5 protein-coding genes are annotated in these 9,402 nt (G+C 35.0%); 3 read left to right on the top strand and 2 right to left on the bottom strand.

All coding sequences use genetic code 11. The features are described 5' to 3' along the window. On the top strand, positions 1-570 hold a 570-nt coding region (locus F0460_RS15445), incomplete at its 5' end, for an anti-sigma factor (RefSeq protein ID WP_150014853.1). Between the two features lie 6 nt (positions 571-576). Here F0460_RS15445 and F0460_RS15440 read toward each other — a convergent pair. Beyond that, the gene (locus tag F0460_RS15440; protein ID WP_190304176.1) at positions 577-912 is read right to left on the bottom strand and encodes a helix-turn-helix domain-containing protein; all 336 of its coding nucleotides are present in this window, start codon (positions 910-912) and stop codon (positions 577-579) included. Positions 913-1,414: 502 nt separating this feature from the next. Between F0460_RS15440 and F0460_RS15435 the strand changes: the two genes are divergently transcribed. Beyond that, positions 1,415-2,020, top strand: coding sequence for an RNA polymerase sigma factor (locus tag F0460_RS15435; protein WP_190304175.1), 606 nt, complete (start codon positions 1,415-1,417; stop codon positions 2,018-2,020). A gap of 104 nt (positions 2,021-2,124) precedes the next feature. Here F0460_RS15435 and F0460_RS15430 read toward each other — a convergent pair whose 3' ends face one another. After that, complete coding sequence (locus F0460_RS15430; protein ID WP_150014847.1) at positions 2,125-2,469, bottom strand: helix-turn-helix domain-containing protein; 345 nt, start codon at positions 2,467-2,469, stop codon at positions 2,125-2,127. Positions 2,470-3,026: 557 nt separating this feature from the next. On the opposite strand from F0460_RS15430, the gene F0460_RS15425 reads away from it, so the two are divergent. After that, positions 3,027-9,395 (top strand): DUF11 domain-containing protein, encoded by a 6,369-nt coding sequence (locus F0460_RS15425; protein WP_150014845.1) that lies wholly within the window; start codon positions 3,027-3,029, stop codon positions 9,393-9,395. The last annotated feature ends 7 nt before the right edge of the window (positions 9,396-9,402 follow it).

Raw genomic sequence — 9,402 nt, 5'->3', positions numbered from 1 at the left:
CCAGATAAGGAATTGAAGATAAAGGCTGAAGTACAGAAAGATAAACCCGTTAACGAAATTACGCCGTTTAAAAAATGGAAAAATATTGCAGTTGCTGCGTCGGTGCTTTTGCTGGTAAGTATTTCAAGTAATTTGTTTTGGATCACAATTCAGAATGAATCAACTACTGAAATTGACAGATTGCAAACAGAAGTGAATGTGCAAACTTTGGCATTACAGAAAGCAGATCAAAAATGGAATATGGTTGCCAACCCAGATATGCAGACAGTTGCTTTAAACGGTGTGGAAAAATACGCAGATGTAAAAGCGGTTGTATTTTGGGATAAAAAAACCAAACAGGTATATCTTCATGCAGGTAATTTACCAACAGCGCCAAATGGTATGCAGTACCAGCTTTGGGCAATTGCCGACGGAAAACCAATTAGTGCCGGTTTGTATACGCAAGAAAAAGACAGTGAAATACCTTTAGCGGTTATAGCTAACGCACAAAATTTTGCCATAACTCTAGAAAAATCCGGTGGTAGCGAACAGCCTACAATGGAAAATATGTATGTAATTGGTGGTGTTTAGTGCTTTTTAGTCGTTGTTTTCTAAATGTTTGTTTAAAAGCTTGGTAAGCATTTCATTCTGTTGTGTAAGCAGATTTATAGTTTGTTCGTAATGATTTAGCAGAGGTATAGTATCTGGCGGCGCTATTACAACATTGTCATCAGGAATATCATTTAAAAGTTCTGTAAGACTCACATCAAGTATAATTGCAATAGTGCGCAGTCTCCCAATGGTTAGATTAGTTTCACCTGCCTCTATTTTAGCGTATGCTCTGGTAGATATTCCCAGTTTATTAGCGAGCTGAGCCTGTGTATAGTTTCTTTTTTTTCGTAAAGCTCTTAACGTTTTCTTTATTTTTTCCATATACTTCTTACTTATTGTAAACATGTTTCTTAAACTTTCATAAGTCTTATTTAACTTTTTAAGATGAAATAAATCATTAAAAATATCATTTTATGACATTTAAATTAACTGACTTTTATATAAAAGGAAAAGATATTATTCAAATTTACATAAAGCAAGTTGATTGTTTATAAATATTTTAATTATTGTTAATTATTAGTATACATTTATACTTTATTATTTTGAATTTATAATGTAAGTTGTTGAATAAGCTAATTTTGTATTTTAGTTAATTGAATATTTACTGATTATATGTACATTAATTAGACTATAAATAATTGTTTTTATTTTCAGATACTCCTGTTCTGTAAAAGCAATTTATTAAAAGAGTATATATATTACTGTTTTTATTTTATTTTATCTATATTATAAATAAATAATTGTTGTTTTTGTTAATAGCCTTGTTAAAAACTTAGTGTAGTATTTTATATCGGTTATATTTGGTAAAGAAAAAATGTTGTCAATGAAGAAGATCAATTATTCCGATGAGGAACTATTACGTTTCATAACAGAAACCGGTGACGCAAGTTATTTCGAGATGTTGTATGATCGATATGCACCATTTATATATAACAAATGTTTTTGGTTTGTTAATGATGAAGAAGAGGCAAAGGATTTAACGCAGGAGATTTTTATTAAAATATATCTTAACCTTCCTAAATTTAAAGGTAACTCTAAACTTTCTACCTGGATTTACGCAATTACTGTTCACACCAGTATTAAGTTTGTAAATAAAAATAAAAATAAAGCTACCTTTTTATCTGAAGAAATTTTACATAATTATTTTAGTGAAAATATAGATTACAACGAAATTTCTGATGCAGAATTGTTAGATATCAACTATGAAAGACTGCAGGAAATAATGGATGTTTTACCGGTTGAGGATAGAAATGTGCTGCTTATGAAATATCAGTATAATTTATCTATTAATAAAATTGTACAAATTTTAAATATAAAAGAAAGTGCTGTGAAGATGCGCTTGTTGCGTGCAAAGAAAAAAGTTATAGAAATACGCGAAAAATTTAAATCTACTTTTAAAACAGGACAAGGCACTAAACAATTTAATTAATAAATAACTACCATTAGTAAACATTTTTAAAAACAGGAAATATTTGTGCTTGTTTTATTTAAATTATACATAAAAAAACCGCTTCAATTTATGAAGCGGTTTTTTTATTTTTTCTTAATAAGTTCTTTTAACGTTTCAATGTGCTCCTTTAACATAACAATTGTTTCTTCATAATGTTGTATCAACGAAATCGAGTCTTCTGCAACAGGTCGGTTTTCAATATTTTTAGTTTTGTTCTCGTCATCACATATATCCGAGCTAAAAATTTCATTGGGATTTATGTGCAGTATTTCAATAATTTCTCCCAGTCTGTCAATGGTTAACTGTGTTTCTCCATTTTCAATTTTTGTATAGGCTCTTAACGATATACCTAATTTCTCAGCAACGAACCCTTGTGTGTAATTCTTTTCTTTTCGTATGCTTTTTAATTTTGTCTTAATCTCTAACATATTTTCTTTTCGGTAATAATTCAAAACTTTCTTGCTTCTTAACTTACGAGAAACAACGATTTTTAGTTTTTTTTTTAATTTTTTTTAACAAATTTATTTTTGTGAAAAAAAAGTACTACTTTTATCTAAAAATAGGAACTTTTAATTCTTATTTTGTTTCATTAGTGCTTTTTTGATTTTTTGATGAAAATTTATAATACAATAATATGACCATGCTTTTTTAAAAAGTCACATCATAAAGCACTTTTTTAAGCTTATGAACTGAATATTAACTAAAACTTTACTTTATGAAAAAAATTACCTTGGCAAGCGCCTCACTAGGCGTAATATACTTCGAAAATGCACAGGTCGGGATTGGTTCTTACACGTTCACAATTTCAAGTTAATTAAAAATTATAGCCTGAATTAAATCATTTAAAATCTTCTGTAGTGAATTTTCATAAGAATGATTTGAATAATTTTTTGATAGAAAGAATTTTTTCTCATTTGGGCAATTTAGTTTGATAGATATCCCGTACTATTCTAAATAAATGATACTAAAATAGATACTTTAAAAAATGAAAAAGAAAACTACTATTTTTAAAATGAGAATTGTCCACGCACTATCGTGTTTGTTACTCACACTTATTTGCGGTACAAACTTTTATGGGCAAACTAAAACATTAGCAAATACAGTTACTTATACGAATAACACGACAAATTGTGGAGGCTTTTTACAAACTCCTTGTAGAGTTATAGATCCGAATAATGCGACCTTAAACGATAACACCTATGCCCGTTTGTTAGCGTCACCAGGTGTAGCTGCGGGGATAGGATCTTATGAAGGAGTTATAGAGCTTCAGTTTGCTTCTGCTATTCCTGCCGATCAGTGGTCGTACATTCGTATTGGTGCAGATAATACACTTTTGCGTGCGCTATTAGGCGGTTCATTAGGAAATACTTTAGGAACGATACTTGGTGGCGTTCTTTTAGGAAATCAAGAATTTGAAGTTGATGTTCGCAATAATACAACTTCTGTTTTAACAAGAACAAATACTCAAGGATTTAATACAGACAGAGTAAAGTTTATTACAGATGGTAATGGTTCTAGTTATATTGCGGTAAAGCCATCACAAACTTATAATAGAATTCGTATAAGCAATCGTTCTATCACCCTTGTTGGATTAGGAACGGAATATCACTTGGATGTTTATAATGCTTTTACATATAGTAACGCAACAGGTGCTTGTGGACGTCCGTTTGGCACTTCTTTCGATGGAAGTGGTGGATTAGGACTTCAGGTTGCTGATTTAAACAACCAGTATTTGGAAAGAGCCATTGATACAGATGCTAATAGTTATTCTTTATTAAAATCTTCGGGAGTTTTAGACCTTAGTGTAGCAAGATCTTTTTCGCAACATTTCTATTTTGCAACAACTTCACCAGCAGAGAGTACATTAAACATAAAATTAGCATTAGGTTCGGGGGGTGTTATTAATACAGATTTGTTAGGTGGTATTGAAGTTATTCTTACCAGATGGAATCCATCAACAGGTCAGAACGACGTAGTTTATAGACGATCACTACAAAGTGGTCTGCTAAATAACACCAATGCACTTAACTTATTGCAATCGGGTAGTGCGGCTACTTTAACATTTGCACCCGGACGTACTTTTGATAGAGCTGAAGTACGATTGAATTCAACCGTTGGATTGAGTGTTTTAGGAAATGGTGTACGTATCTACGACGTTCAGCGTTACGATGGAACTCCAACATGTATAAACCCAGAAATTGCTCCAATTCCTTCTGCTACAACAGGTCCTTTTGATCAGGCTTCATGTGCCACTTCTTTAGTGGATTTTAATAATGTAGATTTTGCACAATATGCCATAGATGGAAACAATGAAACCTATGCAAGATTAAATGCCGATGCTGGTAATTTATTAGTAAGCGGACCAACTGCAGGATTCATTGAATTGGATATGGGAACTACTTTGCCGGCAAACAGGACTACTTATGTGCGTATTAATTATGATAAAGACGTTTTAGATAGATTAGTAGGCGGTAGTTTAGGAAAACTGGTTTCTGATTTAGCAAATAACCTACTATTAGGGAATCAATATTTTGAAGTTGCAGCAAAAAATAATACTACCACTGTTTTATTAGACGACAGTAGAGCTGCTTTTGCAAATACATCAAATGGCTTAATTACAGTAGTGCAAGACAATATTGGTCGTTTTTATTTGGCAATTACGCCATCGGCACCTTATAACCGTATTCGCATTACAAACCATATTACAGCATTATTGCCTACAGGTAAAAAAGCAAGTTTAGATGTATACAATGCATGCTCTGAAATCGGTACAAACCCTTGTTTTCCTGCAAATTTTACATCGTATAAAGGCGGGGGTATTGGTTTAAGTGCTTTAAATATTTCAAACGTTGGTGTTACCAATGCATACCGTGCAATTTCTGCAAACTCTTCTGATTATTCCGAAATTAATTTGGGAATCGCAGGTGTAGCAGCAAACGTTTACCAGACAATTTATTTTAATAAACCGTCACAACCAAATGATAAGGTGAAAGTAAGATTGCAGATTCAACCTTCGTCTGTTTTATCATTGGACTTATTGGGAGCTTATAAAATTAAGTTCTATAATGGCAATACGCAGGTAGGTAGCGATTATACATTACAAAGCGGATTAATAAATAATATCGATTTGTTGGCATTGTTCAGATCAGGAGGTATTGCTGAATTGCAATTTCAACCAACAGGAACTTTTGACCGTGTGGATATTGGTGCGGAATCAATCGTTAGTTTAAACGTTGCAGCAGAGCCATTACGTGTTTACAGTGTGGTACGTTATGGAGTTACCTGTCCGGAACCGTTTGAAACAAGTCCGTTTGCAGTACCAAAATGTGCAACAATGTTGGTGAATGCTCAAAATGCAGATAACATTCAAAATTTATTCGATGATAACCAAGCAACTTTTGCAACCTTAAATTCTGGGGCAGGAACTCTTTTGGGTTTAGGAAGTAAATATGAAGGATTCGTAGAATTAGGTTACGATCAGGTTGTACCGGCAGGAATCACTTCTTACATCCGCATTGATATGGAAGGAACCCTTCTTGAAAAATTAGTAGGCGGAAGTTTAGGAAATGTGGCGTCGGGCTTATTGAACAATCTGGTTCTAGGGGATCATTATTTTAAAGTAGATGTAAAAAACAATACATATAATGCACAAGGCGCGGTAAGTACTTCTACGCTGATAGCAACTGCAAACAGCAAAGACGCTGCAGTTGGTGGAAATAGCGATATCCGTATTGTACGAGATAAAAACGGACGTTATTATATTGCGGTAACTCCAGACCAACCTTACAATGCGGTACGCGTTACAGATATCACAAACAGCCTTTTAGGTCTTTTAGCACAACCAAACACGATGAATGTTTACGGTATGTGTTACGAAACTAGCACAGACCAGTGTTTGGATGCTTTTGCAACATCGTACGAATATACAGGTCTGTCGTTATCGGTAAATAATCTTTCAGGAGCAGGTGTTACTAATCCGCAATATGCAATCAATGATAATTCTACACAATACTCAGAAATCAGTATGGGAACATTGAATGTAGCAGGTGGTGCAAAACAATGGATCTTCTTTAATACTGTTTCTGCTGCTAATGATGTAGTAAATGTCAAATTCAAAACAGGAGCGGGTGCTATTAACCTGTCGTTGCTTGGAGATTTAAAAATACAGGCATACCTGGGTGATACACTTGTAGAAACATTAGATTGGGGAACTACAGGGATTATTAACGGAGTTAACGTATTGAATTTGCTTAACAACGGAAGTCTTGTTGAATTACCATTTGCACCGGGTGCAGCATACGACCGTATTGCAGTAGGTCTCGAAAATCTAGTAAGTGCATCGGTATTACCACCGGTACAATTATATGGTGTAGAGCGTTGTTATGCATTAGCAAGTGCAGAGATGGTTTCTTGGAAATCGTATGTGATTAACGGTAATAATACTTTGAATACCGTTAGTGGTGATGAAGAAATAGACTATAGCGTTCATGTACGTAACATTGGAGGTCAGGATTTAGCAGGCATTACGGTAACTGATGCATTACCTGCAGGATTAACTTGGGTAAGCGGCGGATCGCACACAAATGGTGTGGTAACGTTTGTTTCAAATGCAGTTTTAGCAGTTAACCAAACAACAAGTTTTACGTTTAAAGTTAAAGTTGCTAAAGATTTAACCGGAATAACGGAAATTAAAAACATAGCTAAAGTTAAAGAAAACGGCAGTACTGTTGAAATTGAAAGTTATCCTCCAATGGATAATGAAACCAACCCAAATAATCCGGATACAACCAAACCTCCGGGAACAATTATTCCGGTAAATGCAGTTTACGATTTTACAGTGGTTAAAAACGGTGTAAGTAATAATGCAACCAGTACAAATCAAGCAGTGGTGAATGATCAAATTACATACACCATCACTGTTAAAAACACAGGAAATAATATTTTAACGAATGTTTCAGTTAAAGATATTCTACAAAATACATTACCAACAGAAGTATCAATTGTTAATGCAGGAGGTGCTACTGTAAATGGTAATGAACTAATCTTTAATATTAATTCGTTAGCAGTAGGTGCATCAACCACATTTACAGTAGTAACTAAAGTAGAAAGTTTACCGGCTTCAGGAAATATTAGCAATAAAGCAGAGGTAAGTTATACCACTCCGGGTAATGTGCTTATTCTGAAAGATGTGACATTTAATATGGCAACTTCTTGTACCAATGTAGGTTCAACGGCAATACAACTTTCTTCGTCGGCAACAGCACCAGCTTGTCCGGGAACTTCAATTACCCTTACAGCAGCTTTAAGCGGGACAGCACCGGCGATTACCAATCCGGTTTACAAATGGTATTTAAACAGTAATTTGTCAGATACACCACAAATCGGGAACAGTATTACGGTAAATCCAACAGCTAATACTATTTATTATGTTACGGTAGAAGGTTTAGGATACTGTTTTACAGGTGCCGCAGCACAGACAAACGTAACGGTTCTTCCAACAGGAACGCCTGCCGATATTGTAATTACTGCACCAACTACTGTTTGTCAGGGTGATAATGTAACATTTGCGACTGCGTTAGCACCGGGGGCATCAATCAATAATCCAGTATTTAAGTGGTACACAGATGCTAATTTATCTCAATTAGCTTTCCAAGGAACAACTTTTAGTCTTTTGGCAACACCAGATTTGGTAGGAACACGTACTTTATACGTAACAGTTGAAGGTGATGGATATTGTGCAAATGGAATTGGTAATGCAGCAACACACACTATTACAGTTAACGCGGCACCAACAATAACAATTAGCGGAGGTCAGTCTATTTCAGCTGTGGCAGGAAATACATTCAATTTACCAACTGCTACTGCAGGTGCAGCTGCAATACAATGGTATGATTATAACAACAGTATTATAGGTGGAAATGCACCACAAACAATAGCAACGCCGGGTGTTTACACATACACAGTTGTGGCAACATTAAACGGATGTACCGCTTTTGAAAACATAATCGTTACGGTTTTTGATGCCAATGATTGTCCACCAACTTTTGAAAGAGTATATGCAAACAATAGTTCTGATTGGGGATCTATCATCACAGGTGGAGTTGCAAATACAAACAACGCTATAGATGATAACCCGAAAACCTATTCTACAATAACAACAGGCTTAGGATTGTTGGGTATAGGAACTACTTGGCAAAACATTTATTTTGATAATGCAGTTGCTGCAGGAACCCCTGTAACCATTAAGTTAGGAAAAGAATACAGCCTTTTAACATTAGCGGGTGGTTTGTCTGTACAAGGATTGGATGCCAGCGGAAACCCAATTGGCAGTCTTAAAGCTGTAGACGGTGGTTTGTTAGATTTATTGGTAGCAGACAACGTTATCGAATTCACATTTGTACCGTCAAACAATTTGGGTCCACAAGCCTATTCAGGAGTTAGAATTTCGCAAGGATCAGTATTAAGCGTTGCGCAAAACACAAAAGTATTCGGTGCATATTACACCCAAGCGGGAAATATAAACTGTGCAGCTATAGATGCCAACACAAATCCAAATATTCTTGACGTATTGTACGGAGTAGAAGATTTAGGTCTTGGTGTGGCAAGTGCAACAGCATCGGTAACAGATCCTTGGAATGCGTTTGATAATGATGTAAATACATACGCACAAATTGCGCGTGGTGTAGCTGTGCTAAACGAGGCTTCATTAACAGCTGTGTTTAAACAACAAGCAACCGCAGGAGATGAATTGCGAATTGTTTTTGAAGTACCAGCAAACCCTGTTCTTTCCCTATCATTATTGCAAGGATATACCATTCAACGTTATTTAGGTGATGTTCCTGTAGGTGCTGCCCTGAGTAGCACAAGCAGTATTCTAGATTTAAAATTATTAGGTCTTTTGGGCGGTACAACGAATAAAGCAGTTGTGATTGTTGCTCCTTTTAACCAACCTTACGATCGTGTGAAAATTTCGTATGGAAATGTAGTAGGTGTATTAGGGAATTTTACAAGAATCTATGATATATCAATGAAGCCAACATTTAATTATGGGGCAGATCCAAACGGAGAATTAACATTGTGTACAACTGATTCCCTTGTATTCAACCCTATGGACGCTTGTACAACATACCAAGTTTACACTTCTGCAGCAGGTCCAGATAAATTGGATACGGCTAACGGATTAACGTTCACATTGCCAAGAAATATCGCGGTAGGAACGCAAACATTCTATGTTCAAGCAATGAGAAACGGATGCGAAATAGGTCCAAGACAAGCAATTACCATTGTTTTAGAAAAATGTTCAAAAGCTTGTATCGTGTCAAACAAAATGGTTACCAATAAGATAAAAAAATAAAAGTCAA

It is taken from the genome of Paenimyroides baculatum (assembly GCF_008629655.1).
Taxonomy (GTDB): Bacteria; Bacteroidota; Bacteroidia; order Flavobacteriales; family Flavobacteriaceae; genus Flavobacterium; species Flavobacterium baculatum.
This window is presented reverse-complemented; position numbering and strand designations above follow the sequence as displayed.

Coding starts and splice junctions, on each gene's coding strand:
- F0460_RS15430 (WP_150014847.1), bottom strand. CDS start 2,469: ATGTTAGAGATTAAGACAAAATTAAAAAGCATACGAAAAGAAAAGAAT.
- F0460_RS15440 (WP_190304176.1), bottom strand. CDS start 912: ATGGAAAAAATAAAGAAAACGTTAAGAGCTTTACGAAAAAAAAGAAAC.
- F0460_RS15435 (WP_190304175.1), top strand. CDS start 1,415: ATGAAGAAGATCAATTATTCCGATGAGGAACTATTACGTTTCATAACA.
- F0460_RS15425 (WP_150014845.1), top strand. CDS start 3,027: ATGAAAAAGAAAACTACTATTTTTAAAATGAGAATTGTCCACGCACTA.